Here is a 15,741-nt window from a genome sequence, read left to right as displayed (position 1 = left end):
CTGAGTACCGTGAGCGGGTGCCCAGGAGCAGGAACACGTTCTCATCATGGCGGCGGCGTCTCGCGCAGCGGGCCGTCCACGCGGGCTGGGCCTGGGTGCAGCGCACGGGCGCGGTCACGGCCGAACACCCGGGACGGTTCCGCTTCGGCGCCATCGGCGCGGGCACCCGGCTGGCCTTCCCGCTGGGCACCGTCTTCGGGGAACCCTGGATCCACCTCGGCTCGCACTGCATCGTCGCGGAACAGGTCACGCTGACCGCCGGCCTGATGCCCGACCTCGATCTCGGCCCCGACCCGATCCTGCGCGTCGGCGACGGCGTCGTGCTCGGCCGCGGCAGCCATGTCATCGCGGACACGACCGTCACGATCGGCGGCGACTGCTACTTCGGCCCCTACGTCTACGTCACGTCCACGAACCATTCGTACGACGATCCGCACGAGCCCATCGGCAAGCAGTGGCCCCGGATGGAGCCCGTGGAGATCGGCCCCGGCTGCTGGATCGGCACCGGGGCGGTGATCCTGCCGGGCGCCCGGATCGGCCGGAACGTCGTGGTGGCGGCCGGCGCGGTCGTACGGGGTACGGTGCCCGACCATTCCGTGGTCGCCGGAGCGCCCGCGCGCGTCGTCCGGCGCTGGGACCCGGTGGCCGGCTGGCAGCCGCCGCTGCGGACCCCGCCGCCGGTGCCGATCCCCGACGGGGTGACCCCGGACCAACTCCTCGCGCTCTCCGGGCTGGACGAGGAAACCGTCGCCCGGCTGGCCGAGCTGGACCTCGACACGGCGGGCGCCCCGGGAGACGTAGCGGCGCAGACCGGGGACGTCCGCGCCGAGTCCTGAACGCCGGTCCACACCCGGCCTGCGGGTACCTGCGGGTACCTGCGGATACCTGCGGATACCGGCGGACAACTATGGCTACCGGTCACCCGAGGCTTGTCTGTCATCGGCCCTGGACCCGCGCGTGGCCGGCCGGTGGCCCGTCCGCGCCCGGCCGGTCGGCGGATCAGCCCGTCGCCAGCAGGACCGTGCCGACCAGGGCGAGGCCCGCGCCCGCCGCTTGCATCGCGCGCAGCCGCTCGCGGAGGAACCCGCGCGCGGCCAGGGCCGTGACCACCGGGTACAGCGAGGCGAGCACGGCGGCGACGGTGACCGGGCCGTGCTGGGCGGCGACCGAATACGTGCCGTTGGCCGCGACATCGGCGAGACCGACGAAGGCGAGCGCGGGCACGGACGCCCAGATGAAGCCGCCCTCGGGCAGCGCAGACGCGCCGCGCCGCACGGCCACGGCCAGCGCGGCGCCGCCGGTGGCGACGTTCGTCACGCGCTGCACGAACAGGGCGAGGAACAGTCCGGTGACCGACGAGGACGCCTCGGCTATCAGCGCGAACACCGTGCCGAACCCGGCCGCCGCGATCAGCGTGAGGAGGATCGCCTGCCGCTGCACGGGCGCCCCGCGCAGTTGGGGGCCGCCCGCGAGCACGACGCCGGCGACGGCGACCGCGATGCCCGCCACCTGGAGCAGCCCGGGACGCTCCCCGAGGAAGAGGCCCACACTGATCGGGACCGCGACCGCCAGTGAACCCAGCGGGGAGACCACCCCCATCGGGCCGAGCGCCAGCGCCTTGTAGAAGGAGAGCAGCGCGACCGGACCCACCAGGCCCGCCGCGAACGCGAACCAGAGCCGGGGCCCCGCCTCGGTCCACGCGCCGGTCACCACCACGATGGCGCCGAGCACCACCGCCGCGATCGACTGGGAGACGACCACCACCGTGAGGGCCGGGGTGCGGCGGGTCAGCAGGCCGCCCCCGAAGTCCGCCAGACCCCACAGGAGACTGGTGGCCAGGGCGAAGAGTGCTGTCACGGGGGGCCTCGCAGTACAGTTCGGTGAACGATCAGGTGCACCACACGATAGTTCGCCTGATTGAACCCTGTCATCCAAAATATTGGACGGAATGTGTCGGATCTCGACCTGCTGACTCAGTCCCTGGGGCGCAACGTCAAACGCTGGCGCGCCGAGCGCGGCTTCACCCTGGAAGCGCTCGCCGCCCGCGCCGGAGTCAGTCGCGGCATGCTCATCCAGATCGAGCAGGCCAGGACCAACCCCAGCCTCGGCACCGTCGTCAAGATCGGCGACGCGCTCGGCGTCAGCATCACCACCCTGCTCGACTACGAACAGGGGCCCCGCGTCCGGATCGTCCCCGCCGACCAGGCCGTACGCCTGTGGCACACCGACTCGGGCAGCTACAACCGTCTGCTGGCCGGCACCGAGGCGCCCGGCCCGCTGGAGATGTGGGACTGGCGGCTCATGCCGGGTGAGGGCAGCCCCTCCGACCCGCACCCCGCCGGCACCGTGGAACTCGTGCACGTCCTCGCCGGCGAGATGACGCTGACCGTGGACGGCGTCGAACACCGGGTCCCCCAGGGGGCGAGCGCCTCCTTCGAGGCCGGCACGCACCACGTGTACGCCAACAAGGGCGAGGTCCCGGTCGACATGGTCATGGCCGTGTCGGTACCACTGGTGCACTGAGCCGCGCGCCCGGCCTCCCGCCGTCGCCGGTCCACTGAGCCGCGCCCTCCCTCCCGGCACCGCCGGTGCGCCGAGCCCCGCCCCGGGTACCCGTCCGCCGGTCGGCGCGGGGGCTCGCGGTGCCCTTCTGCTCGCCTGCCGGACGCTCCCGTCCGGGCGGTCGGACCGGCTGTTAGCGTGCCGTCATGCGCGCACCGATCGGACACTTCGACCACGCCGTCCCCGCCCCCGACTGCCTGGACGACCTCACCCGCCCCGTCGCCGACGCCGTGCGGAGCTGGCGCGGAGCCACCCCCGCCGAGCAAATCGTCCACGTCGACACGAACCCCGAGTGGGCCGACACCGCCACCTTCGTCGAGCACTACGGCAAGGAACTGCTCGATCAGTCCGCCAACTGCGTGGTCGTCGCCGGCAAGCGCGGTGGCGAGACGACGCTGGCCGCCTGCGTCGTCCTGTCGGCCACCCGCGTTGACGTCAACGGCGTCGTACGCCGCCAACTCGGCGCCCGCAAAGCCTCGTTCGCCCCGATGGACACGGCGACCGGCGAGACCGGCATGGAGTACGGCGGCATCACCCCGCTCGGCCTCCCGGCCGACTGGCCGGTCCTGGTGGACTCGGCCGTCGTCGCGCTCCCGTACGTCCTGGTGGGCAGTGGCCGCCGCCGCGGCAAACTCCTGGTGCCCGGAGCCGCCTTCGCGGAACTGCCCAACGCGGTGGTGCTGGACGGGCTGGGGGTCGCCTGACCGGGCCCGACCGGGCGTCTGGCCGCATGGCCTGACCGCATGGCCTGATCGGCCGGCCTGACCAGACGGCCTGATCGGACGGTCTGATCAGACGGCCCGACCCTACGGGGTTCTACCGTCCGGGGTTTGGCGGCGCGAGGTCTGCCGTCCGGCCCGTTCAGGCGGTCGCGTGATGTGCCAGGCGCCCGTGCGGATCCGTCTCGCCGGGCAGGTGTTCCGGGTCGGCGTGGACGAGGGCCGCGGTCAGTTTCGGGATCGCGTGCAGCAGGGCGTGCTCGGCCTCGACGGCGATGGCGTGGGCCCGGCGCACGGTCGCCTCGCCGTCCACCACGACGGCGACCTCCGCGCGCAGCCGGTGTCCGATCCAGCGCAGCCGCAGCTCGCCCACGCCCCGTACTCCCGCCACATCGCGCACGGCCAGCTCGGCGCGGTCCACCAACTCCGGTTCGACCGCGTCCATCACACGCCGGAACACCTCGCGGGCCGCGTCGCGCAGCACCAGCAGGATGGCCGCCGTGATCGCCAACCCCACCAGCGGATCGGCGAGTTGCCAGCCGAGGGCGGAGCCGCCCGCGCCCAGCAGCACCGCGAGTGAGGTGAACGCGTCGGTACGGGCGTGGAGTCCGTCCGCCACCAGCGCGGCGGAGCCGATCTCGCGGCCCACCCGGACCCGGTGCCGGGCGACCCATTCGTTCCCGGCGAAGCCGATGAGCGCGGCGGCCGCCACCACCGGGAGGTGCCGTACAGGCTGCGGATCGAGCAGTCGGCCGACCGCCGCCCAGGCCGCGAACGCGGCGGAGGCGGCAATGGTCAGCACGATCACGACGCCCGCGAGATCCTCGGCCCGCCCGTAGCCGTACGTGAAACGGCGGGTCGCCGCCCGGCGGCCCAGCACGAACGCGACCCCGAGCGGTACCGCCGTCAGCGCGTCCGCCGCGTTGTGCACGGTGTCGCCGAGCAGGGCGACGGAACCCGACGCGGCCACAACGGCCGCCTGAGCCAAGGCTGTTGCGCCGAGGACGGCCAGCGACACCCACAGGGCGCGCATGCCGCGGACCGAGGACTCCAGCGCGGAGTCGACACGGTCGGCCGTGTCATGGGAGTGCGGGGCCAGGCCGTGGCGGAGCCGGTGAAGCCGCCGCGCCAGAAGGCCGGGGGAGCGGTGGCCGTGTGCGTCGTGTGCGTCGTGTGCGTCGTGTGAGCCGTGCGGGCTGTGGGTGCCGGGCGCGCCGTTCGCGTGCTCCTGGTGATGGTGCCGGTCGTGCACGGGCGTCCCCTTCCGGTGCGCGGGAGTGGACGCGCGGGCGCCCACGACGCCATTATGTGCGTATGAGCGCACGCATGCACCTGTCACCTGCGCACGATACGCATCCGCGCACGCCCGGCGAGGAGCAGTTCGCGCTCGCGGCCGAACTGCTCGCCCTGCTCGGTGACCGCACCCGATTGGCACTGCTGCACGCCCTGACCGGCGGCGAGGCGGACGTCACCACCCTGACGGAGGCGTGCGGGGCCGCCCGTCCGGCGGTCAGCCAGCATCTCGCCCGGCTCCGTCTCGCCGGGCTGGTCAACACCCGCAAGGACGGACGGCGGGTGATCTACTCGCTCGGCGACGGCCATCTGCGCCGGGTGGTCGACGAGGCGCTGAGCCTGGCCGACCACCGGCTGTCGGACCGTCCGGCGCACGACTGATCCAGGGGCACTCCCCGGGCGCGCCCGGCCTTTCAGGAAGCCGCCGGGCCGCCGGCCGGGATGGAGTCGTCCTCGCCCTCCTCCAGCAGGTTCGCCGCCGCGCCCACGATGCTCGGATCGGGCCGGCCGACGACCTCCTCGTCCTTGTCGGCGTAGGCGAACCGCGCCAGCACACTGCGCATCGCCTCGACGCGGGCCCGCTTCTTGTCGTTGCTCTTCACCACCGTCCAGGGCGCCTGTTCGGTGTCCGTCGCGCGGAACATGGCGACCTTGGCCGCCGTGTAGTCGTCCCAGCGGTCCAGCGAGGCCAGGTCCATGGGACTGAGCTTCCACTGCCGCACCGGGTCGACCTGCCGGATCGTGAAGCGGGTGCGCTGCTCGCCCTGGGAGACGGAGAACCAGAACTTGATCAGGTCCACGCCGTCGTCGACGAGCATCCGCTCGAACGCGGGCGCCTGCCGCATGAAACGGCGGTACTCGTCGTCGGTGCAGAAGCCCATCACCCGCTCCACACCGGCCCGGTTGTACCAGGACCGGTCGAACATCACGATCTCGCCCGCGGTGGGCAGATGCTCCACGTACCGCTGGAAGTACCACTGCCCGCGTTCCCGCTCGGTGGGCTTCTCCAGGGCCACCACGCGGGCGCCGCGCGGGTTGAGATGTTCGGTGAAGCGCTTGATCGTGCCGCCCTTGCCGGCCGCGTCCCGTCCCTCGAAGACGATGACGAGCCGCCGTCCCGTCTCCTTGATCCAGCTCTGCAGCTTCAGCAGTTCTATCTGCTGGAGCCGCTTGTGCCAGTCGTACTCCTTGCGCTCCATCCGCTGTTCGTACGGATAGTTCTCCCGCCAGGTGTCGACCGTGCTGCCGTCCGGCCGGATCAGTACCGGGTCGTCGTGGTCGCTGTAGTCGACCCGCATGCCTGCCAGCAGTTCCGTCATCCGGCCCTCCCTCTCTCGTGGCGCGCGTTCCCGTCGGCGCTCGTGGTGCGCGTTCCCCGTCGGCCGGGTTCCTCCCGCCGGGTCAGTGGAACTGCGGCACGATCAGATAGATCCCGTACGCCACCACGGCCGCGCAGGCCAGGAAGCAGAGCCCTGCCTGGGCGATCCCCAGGGCGTCGCCGCCCCGGGCACCGGTGTCGCCGTCGCCTTCGCGCCCGGCCTCGACCCGGGCGAGCCCGAGCACACCGAGGGCGAAGACGACGACCACGGCCACGGTGACGCCCGTGCTCACCGCGGCGACCTCGCCGAGTGCGGTCCAGTCGAGATGCATGTCCGGAACTCTCCCTGACTCAGGCGGCCGAGCCGACGCCGGCCGGCGCCGGGGTGCGGACGGAGACCTCGTGGTGGTCGTTGACGTTCGAGGCGTGCACCGGGTTGCGGCGCGAGGCGACGACGATGAACGACGCGACGGCCAGCGCGACGAGCGCGATCACCACCGTGCCGAAGGTCCCGCCGTGCTTCACCACGCTCGCCGACACACCGCCGACCAGCGCGGCGGCCGGCAGAGTGACCAGCCAGGCGACCGCCATGCGCCCCGCGGTGCCCCAGCGCACCTCGGCCAGCCGCCTGCCCAGTCCGGCGCCGAGAATGCCTCCCGAGCAGACCTGGGTGGTGGAGAGCGCGAAACCGAGGTGGGCCGAGGTGAGGATCACCGTGGTGGACGCCGCCTCGGCCGCGAAGCCCTGCGGGGACTGGATGTCCGTCAGGCCCTTGCCCATGGTGCGGATGATCCGCCAGCCGCCCAGATAGGTGCCGAGCCCGATCGCCAGACCCGCCGAGGCGATGACCCAGACCGGCGGCCCGGCGTCGTGGCCGAGCGCACCCGCCGAGATGAGGGTCAGCGTGATGACCCCCATCGTCTTCTGCGCGTCGTTCGTGCCGTGCGCCAGGGACACCAGGGAGGCCGAGGCGATCTGGCCGAGCCGGAAGCCCCTGGTCACCGACTTCTCCCGGGCCCGCGCGGTGATCCGGTAGGCGAGGTAGGTGGCCAGCAGCGCGGCGAGACCCGCCACGACCGGCGACGCCACCGCGGGGAGCAGGATCTTCTCGACCACCTTGTCGAAGTGGACGCCGTTCGCGCCCGCGCCCACCCACACGGCGCCGATGAGGCCGCCGAACAGGGCGTGCGAGGAACTGGACGGAAGCCCGAGCAGCCACGTCAGCAGGTTCCAGAGGATCGCCCCGACCAGACCCGCGAAGATCATGCCGGGTGTGACGAGGGTGTCCTCCACGATCCCGCCGGAGATCGTCTTGGCCACCTCGGTGGACAGGAACGCGCCGCCCACGTTCAGAACACCGCTGATGAGGACCGCGGTTCGGGGCTTGAGGGCACCGGTCGCGATGGACGTGGCCATCGCGTTCGCCGTGTCGTGGAAACCGTTGGTGAAATCGAAGGCCAGAGCCGTGACGATGACGACCGCCACGAGGAACGTGATGTGGTCCATTCCCCGATGAAAGCAATCGCAGGCGTACGAGAGGAGAACCGGAGGCAAAGCGCACGCATGCCCGAGTCGAGGCGGACGTGCGGATGCGGCGTATCGGGCGGCGACCGCACGCGCCGATATCTCCGGCCGCGTACTCCGGTGTCTCTGACCACGTCCGGCGGTACCTCCTCTGACCACGTACGTCGATATCTCTGACTACGTCCGGTGGCATGTCCTCTGACCACGTACGTCGGTATCTCTGACCACGTCCGGTGGCACCTCCTCTGACCACGTACGCCGGCATCCCTGATGGGCCATCAAACGACTTGCCCGGCGACCGGCGCGTTGATCAGGATGGCGGCCATGCCTGCCTTCACCGCCCCCGATGGGACCCGGCTCGCCCACCACAGCAGGGGCGAGGGCGCGCCGCTGCTCTGCCTGCCCGGCGGACCGATGCGCGCCTGTGCCTACCTCGGTGACCTCGGCGGGCTGACGCGGCACCGCCGGCTGGAACTGCTCGACCTGCGCGGCACCGGTGATTCCGAACGCCCGGCCGACCCGGCGACGTACCGCTGCGACCACCAGGTGGCCGACGTCGAGGCGTTCCGCAATCACCTCGGACTCGACCGGGTCGATCTGCTCGCCCACTCGGCGGCCGGCGACCTCGCTCTCCTGTACGCGGTCCGCCACCCCGAACACGTGCGCTCCCTCACCCTGGTCACCGCCCGGGCCAGGGCGCTCGGCGTCGACTTCACACCGGGACACCGCGCCGAAGCGGCCGAACTGCGCGCGGCGGAACCCTGGTTCGGGGACGGGCGCGAGGCGTACGGGCGGATCTGGGCCGGCACCGCGAGCGACGCGGACTTCGACGCCGCCACGCCTTTCTTCTACGGCCGGTGGGACGACACCGCCCGCGCGCACGCCAAGAGCGAGGCCGGCCAGACCAACGAGGAGGCCGCCGGCCGCTATGCGACGGCGGAGGCCTTCCGGCCCGCCGCCGCCCGCGCGGTGGTCGCCACCTGGGACGTGCCGGTGCTGCTCGTCTCGGGCGCCCTGGACAGCGGCCCGCTGCCACGTGTCGCCGCGACCGTGGCGGACCTGTTTGCCCGGGCCGAGTCGGCCGTGATCCCGGGGGCCGGACACTTCCCGTGGCTCGACGATCCGCGGCTCTTCACGGAAACGGTCGCCGGGTTCCTCGACCGCCAGGAGTGAACGGGCCGTAGGGCATGTCGTTTGGATCATGTGGCGGGCCGAGCGGGGCATCCCGGTGCCACCTGATCCAAAGACACGCCCTAGCGCAGGCGCAGATCGACCCATTCCGCCGACTCGCCCGGCAGGACGTACCGCTCGATTTCCACGAAACCGTGTTGCCGGGCGAAGCGCAGTCCGGGCTCGTTGGCCGCGAGGACGACCGTCTCGATCGTCTCGGCGCCCAGCGCCCGGGCCCGTTTCAGACTCCGCGTGTACAGCTCCTCGCCGAAGCCCCGGCCGCGGTGGCCGGGTAGGACGCGAGCGATGACGGTCGCCGTCGTGCTGCCGTCGGCCGGTGGACGAACGGTCGTGCAGCCCACCAGGACGTCTCCGAGGTAGGCGACCGCGAGCCGATTGCGCCGGACCCGCTCGCGCACCTCGTCCAGTGACAGCGCGGCGGGCGGGACGGTCACGTTGTGCACGTGCCGCCAGTCCGCGAGGCGGGCGTCGTCGTCGGGTTCTGCGATACGGAGGGTGGGCACCGGGGCAGCAAACCCGGGCGGGCCGCCCGGCGTCAACGGTGTTTCCGCGCCCAGTCCCGGTTCGGCGCTGTCCGGCTCAGTTCGGTCCGGTACAGCCCGGTCGGGTTCGCGCCGGGGCGGTCCGGTTCAGCCCAGTCTGGGGATCTCGATCGCCGGGCAGCGGTCCATCACCATGTCGAGCCCGGCCGCACGCGTCCGCTCGTAGGCGCCCTCGTCGATGACGTCGAGCTGGAACCACACACCCTTGGCCCCGATGGTGACGGCCTCGTCCGCGACCGCGCCGGCCAGCTGGCTGTTGACGAAGACGTCCACGACATCGACCTCGAAGGGGATGTCCGCCAGGGACGCGTACCCCTTCTCCCCGTGGACCGTCTCGGCCTTGGGGTGCACCGGCACGATCCGCTTGCCGAAGCGCTGGAGGACCGCGGCGACCCCGTAGGCCGCGCGCTGCTGGTTCGAGGAGAGTCCGACGACCGCCCAGGTGTCGCCCAGCTCGGTGAGGATCTTGCGGATCGTTGCCTGGTCGCCGTACACGCTCGGTCTCCCCTTCGTCCCTGACATGAGTGCTCGGCCGTCCAGCCGCTCACCAGGCCCAACGGCTCGCCTCCCGCCAAGATTCCCAGCACGGCGAACGGCGGCCGGGCAGGCCGCCGGAAGGCCGGAGAAGCCGGACGCGCCTCGAAGCCGCCGTCCCCGTCGCAATACCGCCACCTCCCCGCACCCGCCCGCTCGCCGACCTAGGCTCGCCCCGTGCTCCGTATCCTCGACGCCCGTACGGGCGAACTCATCGACGCCGCCCGTGCCCCGCGCGGCCTGGTCAGGGTCCACGCGCGCGTGGACAGGTTCGACGCCACCGGGCTGCGGGTGCTGACCTGCGCCGACGTCCTGGTGCGGGCCCTGGAGACCGGCAGCAACCCCGTCTGGGCCACGCTCACGTCCGCGGTCGAAGCGGCGGACGCGGACGAGCTGCGAAGGAGCGCCGCCGGGCTCGGCATCCGGCCCTTCGAGGAGCACCACGACGCGAGTACGGGACCCGAGGCGACCCGGACCATCGAGGTGCTGGCCGCGGACGGTACCGGCACAGGTGCCGTCCGGTTCGAGGTGGCCCCGGTCGAGACGGACGCGGGCCCGGTTCCCGCTCGACGGGACCCGACCGACCTGCGCCTCGCCCTGCTCGCACTCCGCAGGGACCAGCCGCTCCGGCTCGACGCGGCGGCGCTGGCCGAGGCCGGGACCACGCTGAAGCGCTGGCGCGCCGCCGTCGCCGGATGGGCCACCAGACCGTCCAAGCCCGTCCCCGACGACGTACGCCTGCGGCTGCGCACCGCGTGGGAGGACGACCTCGACATCCCCGCCGTGCTGGACGTACTGCGGTGGATGGAGACCTCGGACGTCGCGGAAGGCGCCCGCTTCGAGTCCTACGCCTACGCCGACCGGCTGCTCGGCCTGGAACTCACCCGCGAGATCGGATCGGCGTCGTGAGGCGGCGCTCCCCGGCGGGCCCCCGGCGCAGACTCGTCGTGCTGCGGCACGCCAAGTCCGCGTATCCGGCCGGCGTCCCCGACCACGACCGGCCCCTCGCCCCGCGCGGCCTGCGCGACGCGCCCGCGGCGGGCCGCGCCCTGGCCGCCGCCGACTGGGTCCCCGACCTCGCGCTCTGCTCCACCGCCGTCCGCGCCCGGCAGACCTGGGAACTCGCCGCCCAGCAGTGGGGCACGCCGCCACCGGCGCGGTTCGACGGACGGCTGTACGGGGCGGACGTGCCCGAGCTGCTGGAAGCGCTGCGTGAAGTCCCCGAGCGGGTCAGGACGCTGCTGCTCATCGGGCACAACCCCGGCCTCGAGGAGCTGATCCTCGCGCTCGCCGGGGACGGTTTCGACGACACGCTGGACCAGGTCCGCACGAAGTATCCGACCTCGGCCGTCGCTGTCCTCGTCTGGCACGGCACGAGCTGGCACGAACTCGCTCCCGCGTCGGCGCTGTTGACGGATGTCACCGTGCCGCGCGGCAAGAAGGCGTGATCTTCCGGGGACGCTGATTCCTCCTGGCAGCCCCGTGGCGTCCGACCGGCGACCGGGGCCTGTGCCCGGCGACCGGCGCTCGACGACCGGCGGCCTGTGCCCGGCGCCCGGCGCTCGGCCCTCGGCGGCAGCCTGTGGGCGGCGTCCCGCACGCGCGCGTGCAGCGCATACGCTGGGGTGATGCAGGACGAGTACCGCACAGTGGCCCGCGCGGGTGTGCACGAGACCGAGATCAACCGCTCCCGTTTCCTGTGCGCCCTCGCCCCGGCCGCCACCGAGCAGGAGGCCCAGGACTTCATCGCAGCCGTCCGCAAGCGGCACGCCGACGCGACCCACAACTGCTCCGCCTACGTCATCGGAGCCGACGCGGCCGTGCAGAAGGCGAGCGACGACGGCGAACCCGGCGGCACGGCAGGCGTCCCCATGCTCCAGATGCTGCTGCGCCGCGACATGCGCTACGTCGTCGCCGTCGTCACCCGCTACTACGGCGGGGTCAAGCTGGGCGCGGGCGGACTGATCAGGGCGTACGGCGGCTCGGTGGGCGAGGCGCTGGACGAGCTGGGCACCATCACCCGCCGCCGGTTCCGGCTGGCCACGGTCACCGTCGACCACCAGCGGGCCGGCAAGGTGGAGAACGACCTGCGCTCCACCGGGCGCGAGGTGCGTGATGTTCGTTACGGCGAGGCGGTGACCATCGAGATCGGGCTGCCGGACGCCGACGTGGACGCTTTCCGCGGCTGGCTGGCCGATGTGACGGCCGGGACGGCCGAGTTCGAGCTGGGCGGCGAGGCCTACGGAGACGTGTGACAGTTGGGAAGCAGTCGGATCGAATGGGGTGAAACGGTCAACTGTGCCGACGGTCATGACGGGCTGATACGGGAGTAACCGCCCGTGATGTCAGACCCGGCCGTTACCCTTCGGGGATCATGAGGCTCCTGCACACTTCCGACTGGCATCTGGGCCGGGCGTTCCACCGGGTGAACATGCTCGACGCCCAGGCCGAGTTCATCGGCCATCTCGTCGCCACCGCGCGTGAGCGCGAGGTGGACGCGGTGGTCGTCTCGGGAGACGTGTACGACCGTGCCGTCCCACCGCTCGCCGCCGTCCAGCTCTTCGACGACGCCCTGCACCGACTGGCCGCCCTCGGAGTCCCCACGGTGATGATCTCCGGCAACCACGACTCCGCGCGGCGCCTCGGTGTCGGCGCGGGCCTCATCGACCGGGCCGGCATCCACCTGCGCACGGACGCCGCCGCCTGCGGCACCCCCGTCGTGCTCACCGACCGGCACGGCGACGTCGCCTTCTATGGGCTGCCCTATCTCGAACCGGCCCTGGTGAAGGACGAGTTCGGCGTGGAGAAGCCGAGCCACGAAGCCGTGCTGGCCGCCGCCATGGACCGGGTCCGCGCCGACCTCGCCACCCGCGCCCCGGGCACCCGCTCCGTCGTCCTCGCCCACGCCTTCGTCACCGGCGGCGCGGTCAGCGACAGCGAGCGGGACATCACCGTCGGCGGGGTCGCCTCCGTGCCCGCCGCGGTCTTCGACGGCGTCGACTACACCGCCCTCGGCCATCTGCACGGCAGCCAGGCCATCAGCGAGCGAGTCCGCTACTCCGGCTCCCCGCTGCCGTACTCCTTCTCGGAGGCCGACCACCGCAAGAGCATGTGGCTGGTGGACCTCGGACCGGACGGCTCCCTGGACGCCGAGCGGATCGACTGCCCCGTCCCGCGCGGCCTCGCCCGACTCCGCGGACATCTGGAGGACCTGCTCGCCGACCCCGGCCTCGCCCGCCACGAGGACGCCTGGGTCGAGGCCACCCTCACCGACCCGGTGCGGCCCGCCGACCCCATGGCCCGGCTGACCGAGCGCTTCCCGCACACGCTCAGCCTCGTCTTCGACCCCGAGCGCGGCCCGCAGGACCCCGACGTCTCCTACGCCCGCCGGCTGGCCGGCCGCAGCGAGCAGGAGATCGCCGAGGACTTCGTCGCCCACGTGCGCGGCGCGGGGCCCGACCCGAGGGAACAGGCCGTACTGCGGGACGCGTTCGACGCCGTCCGCGCGGACGAGACCGTACGGGAGACGGCCCGATGACAGCCCGCCCGCGCGTACGGGCCCGTATGGGAGACCACGGCGTGAGAGCCTGCCCGCCGGCAGCCCGCCCCCGCCGACGATCCCGAGCCGGAGATCACGCGGTGGCAAGCCGTCTGGTGACAGCGCGGCCGGTGACAGCACGCTCGTGCCCGCGCAGGGGCGCCCGCCCGGACATCGAGAGGACCCGATGAGGCTGCACCGTCTGGACATCACCGCCTTCGGCCCCTTCGGCGGCACCCAGCGGGTCGACTTCGACGAGCTGTCCGCCGCCGGGCTCTTCCTGCTGCACGGTCCGACCGGCGCCGGCAAGACCTCCGTCCTCGACGCCGTCTGCTACGCGCTGTACGGCGCCGTCCCGGGTGCCCGGCAGAGCGGCCAGGGCCTCGGCCTGCGCAGCGACCACGCGGCCCCCGCCACCCGCACCGAGGTCCGCCTCGAACTCACCGTCTCCGGACGCCGCCTGGAGGTCACCCGGCAGCCACCCTGGGCACGCCCCAAGAAGCGCGGTAGCGGCACCACCACCGAGAAGGCACAGAGCTGGCTGCGCGCCTACGACTCCGCCGCAGGCGTCTGGACCGACCTCAGCCGCTCCCACCAGGAGATCGGCGAGGAGATCACCCAACTGCTCGGCATGAGCCGCGAGCAGTTCTGCCAGGTCGTGCTGCTGCCCCAGGGAGACTTCGCGCGGTTCCTGCGCGCCGACGCCGAGGCCCGTGGCAAGCTGCTCGGCCGGCTCTTCGACACCCAGCGGTTCGCCGAGGTGGAGAAGCGCCTCGCCGAGCGGCGCCGGGCCACCGAGGCCGAAGTGCGCACCGGGGACGCCGCGTTGCTCGCCGACGCGCACCGTATGCACCAAGAGGCCGGCGACACCGCCGAGGAGCCGTTCCCCGAACCGGCGCCCGGCGATCCGGGGCTCGCGGAAGCCGTGCTGGCCTGGGCGGCGGTGGCCCGCAGCACCGCGCGGGAGCGGCTGACCATCGCCCACTGCGCGCGCCGCGCCGCCGAAGCGGCCCAGGCGGCGGCGGACCGCGAACTGGACGACGTACGCGAACTGGACCGCCTCCAGCGCCGGTTCACCGAGGCGCGGGAGCGGGCCGCGCGCCTGGAGGAGCGCGCCGACGCCCACCTGGAGGCCCGGGCGCGGATGGAGCGCGCCCGCAAGGCCGAGACGGTCGCCCCCGCCCTCGACCTGCGCGAGGCGGCCGAGGCCGAGCACCGGCGGGCCGCCGCCGCGGAGGCACGCGCGCGTGCCGACCTGCCGGACACCTTCGCGGGCGCCGGAGCCCCGGGACTCGCCGCCGCCGCACGCAAGGCCGCCGAGGAACTGGGCGGCCTCGAAGCGGGCCGCCGCGCGGAGCGCCGCCTCGCCGAACTGGCCGTGGAGCGCGACGCCCTGGACCGCCAGGAGCGGGCCGACGAGGACGTCCTCCAAGAGGCCGTGAGCTGGCTGGCCGACTGGGAGACCCTGCGTACCGGCATCGAGGCGCGGATCGAGTCCGCGCAGGAGGCCGCCGCCCGCGCCGAGCAGCTCGGCGTCCAGCGCGACCCGGCGATCAAGCGGCTCCGCGCGGCCCGCCAGCGCGACCAGTTCGCCCGGGACACCGAGGACGCCCACGCGCGGGCGATCGCCGCGCGCGAGGCGGCGGCCGAGGCCCGCACCCGCTGGCTCGACCTGAAGGAACAGCGCCTCCAGGGCATCGCCGCCGAACTCGCCGCCCAACTGGTGGACGGCGAGGCCTGTGCGGTCTGCGGCGCCACCGAACACCCCGCCCCCGCCCGGAAGATCACCGGACACGTCGACCGCGAGACCGAGGAGCGCGCCCTCGCCGCTTACCAGCAGGCCGACGACCAGCGCGCCACCGCCGAGCGGCTCCTCGGCGGCGTCCGCGAGGCCCTGGCCGCCGCGTCCGCCGAGGCCGGAGACGCGCCGACCTCCCAACTAGCCCAAGAAGTCGAGGAATTGGAGAGACTTCTCGGTCGGGCGCGGGAGGCGGCCTCCGGGCTGCACGCCGCGCGCGAGGCCCGCGAGCAGGCCGAACGGGAGCACCTGCGGCGGCTGACCTCCCAGCAGGACGCCGCCGGCCGGGTCGCCTCCCGTGCCTCCCACAGAGACGCCCTCGACCGGGAAAAGGCTTCGCTGGAGGGGCAGTTGGAGCAGGCGCGCGGGGCCGCCGCGAGTGTGGCGGCGCGGGCCGGGCAGCTTGAAGGACGGGCCGCGCTGCTCTCCACGGCAGCCGAGCGCGCCCGCGCGTCCGAGGACACCGCGCGGCGCCTGAAGGACGCCGACGCCCGCCTCGCCGACGCCGCCTTCCGCGCCGGGTTCGACACCCCGCAGGCCGCCGCCGACGCGCTGCTCGACGACGAGGCCCACCGTGATCTCCAACGCAGTCTGGATGCCTGGCAGTTGGAGGAGTCCACCGTACGAGCCGTACTCGCCGAGCCCGACACCGCCGACGCGGCCCGCCGCCCGCCCGCCGATGTGCCGGCCGCCGAGCGCGCCGCCGAGGCGGCCGGGCGGCG

17 protein-coding genes are annotated in these 15,741 nt (G+C 73.3%); 10 read left to right on the top strand and 7 right to left on the bottom strand.

Annotated elements, in window-relative coordinates; genetic code table 11:
- Nucleotides 1–17: 17 nt before the first annotated feature.
- Complete coding sequence (locus AB0912_RS27025) at nt 18–836, top strand: acyltransferase (protein ID WP_366704174.1); 819 nt, start codon at nt 18–20, stop codon at nt 834–836.
- Nucleotides 837–999: 163 nt separating this feature from the next.
- Here AB0912_RS27025 and AB0912_RS27020 read toward each other — a convergent pair whose 3' ends face one another.
- Nucleotides 1,000–1,857: a DMT family transporter gene (locus tag AB0912_RS27020; protein WP_366704172.1), complete on the bottom strand. Its 858-nt coding sequence runs from the start codon at nt 1,855–1,857 to the stop codon at nt 1,000–1,002.
- 93 nt (nt 1,858–1,950) lie between these two features.
- On the opposite strand from AB0912_RS27020, the gene AB0912_RS27015 reads away from it, so the two are divergent.
- Both AB0912_RS27015 and AB0912_RS27010 read left to right on the top strand, forming a co-directional pair.
- Nucleotides 1,951–2,523, top strand: coding sequence for an XRE family transcriptional regulator (locus AB0912_RS27015; protein ID WP_366704170.1), 573 nt, complete (start codon nt 1,951–1,953; stop codon nt 2,521–2,523).
- A 185-nt stretch (nt 2,524–2,708) separates the two neighbouring features.
- Nucleotides 2,709–3,266 (top strand): YbaK/EbsC family protein, encoded by a 558-nt coding sequence (locus AB0912_RS27010; RefSeq protein WP_366704168.1) that lies wholly within the window; start codon nt 2,709–2,711, stop codon nt 3,264–3,266.
- Between the two features lie 157 nt (nt 3,267–3,423).
- Here AB0912_RS27010 and AB0912_RS27005 read toward each other — a convergent pair whose 3' ends face one another.
- On the bottom strand, nt 3,424–4,413 hold the full coding sequence (locus AB0912_RS27005) for a cation diffusion facilitator family transporter (RefSeq protein ID WP_366704248.1): 990 nt from the start codon (nt 4,411–4,413) through the stop codon (nt 3,424–3,426).
- Nucleotides 4,414–4,595: 182 nt separating this feature from the next.
- On the opposite strand from AB0912_RS27005, the gene AB0912_RS27000 reads away from it, so the two are divergent.
- On the top strand, nt 4,596–4,955 hold the full coding sequence (locus tag AB0912_RS27000; protein WP_366704166.1) for a metalloregulator ArsR/SmtB family transcription factor: 360 nt from the start codon (nt 4,596–4,598) through the stop codon (nt 4,953–4,955).
- A 32-nt stretch (nt 4,956–4,987) separates the two neighbouring features.
- Here the strand turns inward: AB0912_RS27000 and ppk2 are convergent, their stop codons facing one another.
- The 3 genes from ppk2 to AB0912_RS26985 all read right to left on the bottom strand — a co-directional run bounded on the left by ppk2 (nt 4,988) and on the right by AB0912_RS26985 (nt 7,398).
- Nucleotides 4,988–5,893, bottom strand: a complete 906-nt coding sequence (gene ppk2, locus AB0912_RS26995) for a polyphosphate kinase 2 (RefSeq protein WP_366704164.1) — start codon at nt 5,891–5,893, stop codon at nt 4,988–4,990.
- 82 nt (nt 5,894–5,975) lie between these two features.
- Nucleotides 5,976–6,224: a hypothetical protein gene (locus AB0912_RS26990; protein ID WP_366704162.1), complete on the bottom strand. Its 249-nt coding sequence runs from the start codon at nt 6,222–6,224 to the stop codon at nt 5,976–5,978.
- A 19-nt stretch (nt 6,225–6,243) separates the two neighbouring features.
- A complete protein-coding gene (locus tag AB0912_RS26985; RefSeq protein ID WP_366704160.1) occupies nt 6,244–7,398 on the bottom strand; it encodes an inorganic phosphate transporter in 1,155 nt (384 codons plus the stop codon).
- A gap of 342 nt (nt 7,399–7,740) precedes the next feature.
- Here AB0912_RS26985 and AB0912_RS26980 point away from each other — a divergent pair, with 342 nt between their 5' ends.
- Nucleotides 7,741–8,589, top strand: coding sequence for an alpha/beta hydrolase (locus tag AB0912_RS26980; RefSeq protein ID WP_366704158.1), 849 nt, complete (start codon nt 7,741–7,743; stop codon nt 8,587–8,589).
- An 80-nt stretch (nt 8,590–8,669) separates the two neighbouring features.
- Here AB0912_RS26980 and AB0912_RS26975 read toward each other — a convergent pair whose 3' ends face one another.
- Nucleotides 8,670–9,110: a GNAT family N-acetyltransferase gene (locus AB0912_RS26975; protein ID WP_366704156.1), complete on the bottom strand. Its 441-nt coding sequence runs from the start codon at nt 9,108–9,110 to the stop codon at nt 8,670–8,672.
- A gap of 126 nt (nt 9,111–9,236) precedes the next feature.
- On the bottom strand, nt 9,237–9,644 hold the full coding sequence (locus AB0912_RS26970) for a CoA-binding protein (RefSeq protein WP_366704154.1): 408 nt from the start codon (nt 9,642–9,644) through the stop codon (nt 9,237–9,239).
- Between the two features lie 216 nt (nt 9,645–9,860).
- Between AB0912_RS26970 and AB0912_RS26965 the strand changes: the two genes are divergently transcribed.
- From AB0912_RS26965 to AB0912_RS26945, 5 genes are all read left to right on the top strand, one after another.
- On the top strand, nt 9,861–10,592 hold the full coding sequence (locus AB0912_RS26965) for a hypothetical protein (RefSeq protein ID WP_366704152.1): 732 nt from the start codon (nt 9,861–9,863) through the stop codon (nt 10,590–10,592).
- Nucleotides 10,589–11,131, top strand: coding sequence for a histidine phosphatase family protein (locus tag AB0912_RS26960; protein WP_366704150.1), 543 nt, complete (start codon nt 10,589–10,591; stop codon nt 11,129–11,131). The genes AB0912_RS26965 and AB0912_RS26960 overlap by 4 nt, the downstream gene beginning before the upstream one ends.
- Before the next feature lie 180 nt (nt 11,132–11,311).
- The gene (locus AB0912_RS26955) at nt 11,312–11,938 is read left to right on the top strand and encodes a YigZ family protein (RefSeq protein ID WP_366704148.1); all 627 of its coding nucleotides are present in this window, start codon (nt 11,312–11,314) and stop codon (nt 11,936–11,938) included.
- A 119-nt stretch (nt 11,939–12,057) separates the two neighbouring features.
- Nucleotides 12,058–13,221: an exonuclease SbcCD subunit D gene (locus AB0912_RS26950; RefSeq protein WP_366704146.1), complete on the top strand. Its 1,164-nt coding sequence runs from the start codon at nt 12,058–12,060 to the stop codon at nt 13,219–13,221.
- A gap of 187 nt (nt 13,222–13,408) precedes the next feature.
- Nucleotides 13,409–15,741, top strand: a 2,333-nt coding sequence (locus tag AB0912_RS26945) for an SMC family ATPase (RefSeq protein ID WP_366704144.1), incomplete at its 3' end; no start/stop codon positions are given.

The organism is Streptomyces sp. NPDC007084 (genome assembly GCF_040703595.1).
In the GTDB taxonomy this organism is placed as follows: Bacteria; Actinomycetota; Actinomycetes; order Streptomycetales; family Streptomycetaceae; genus Streptomyces.
The sequence above is the reverse complement of the archived record's forward strand: the minus strand, read 5'-3'. Positions and strand labels throughout refer to the sequence as shown.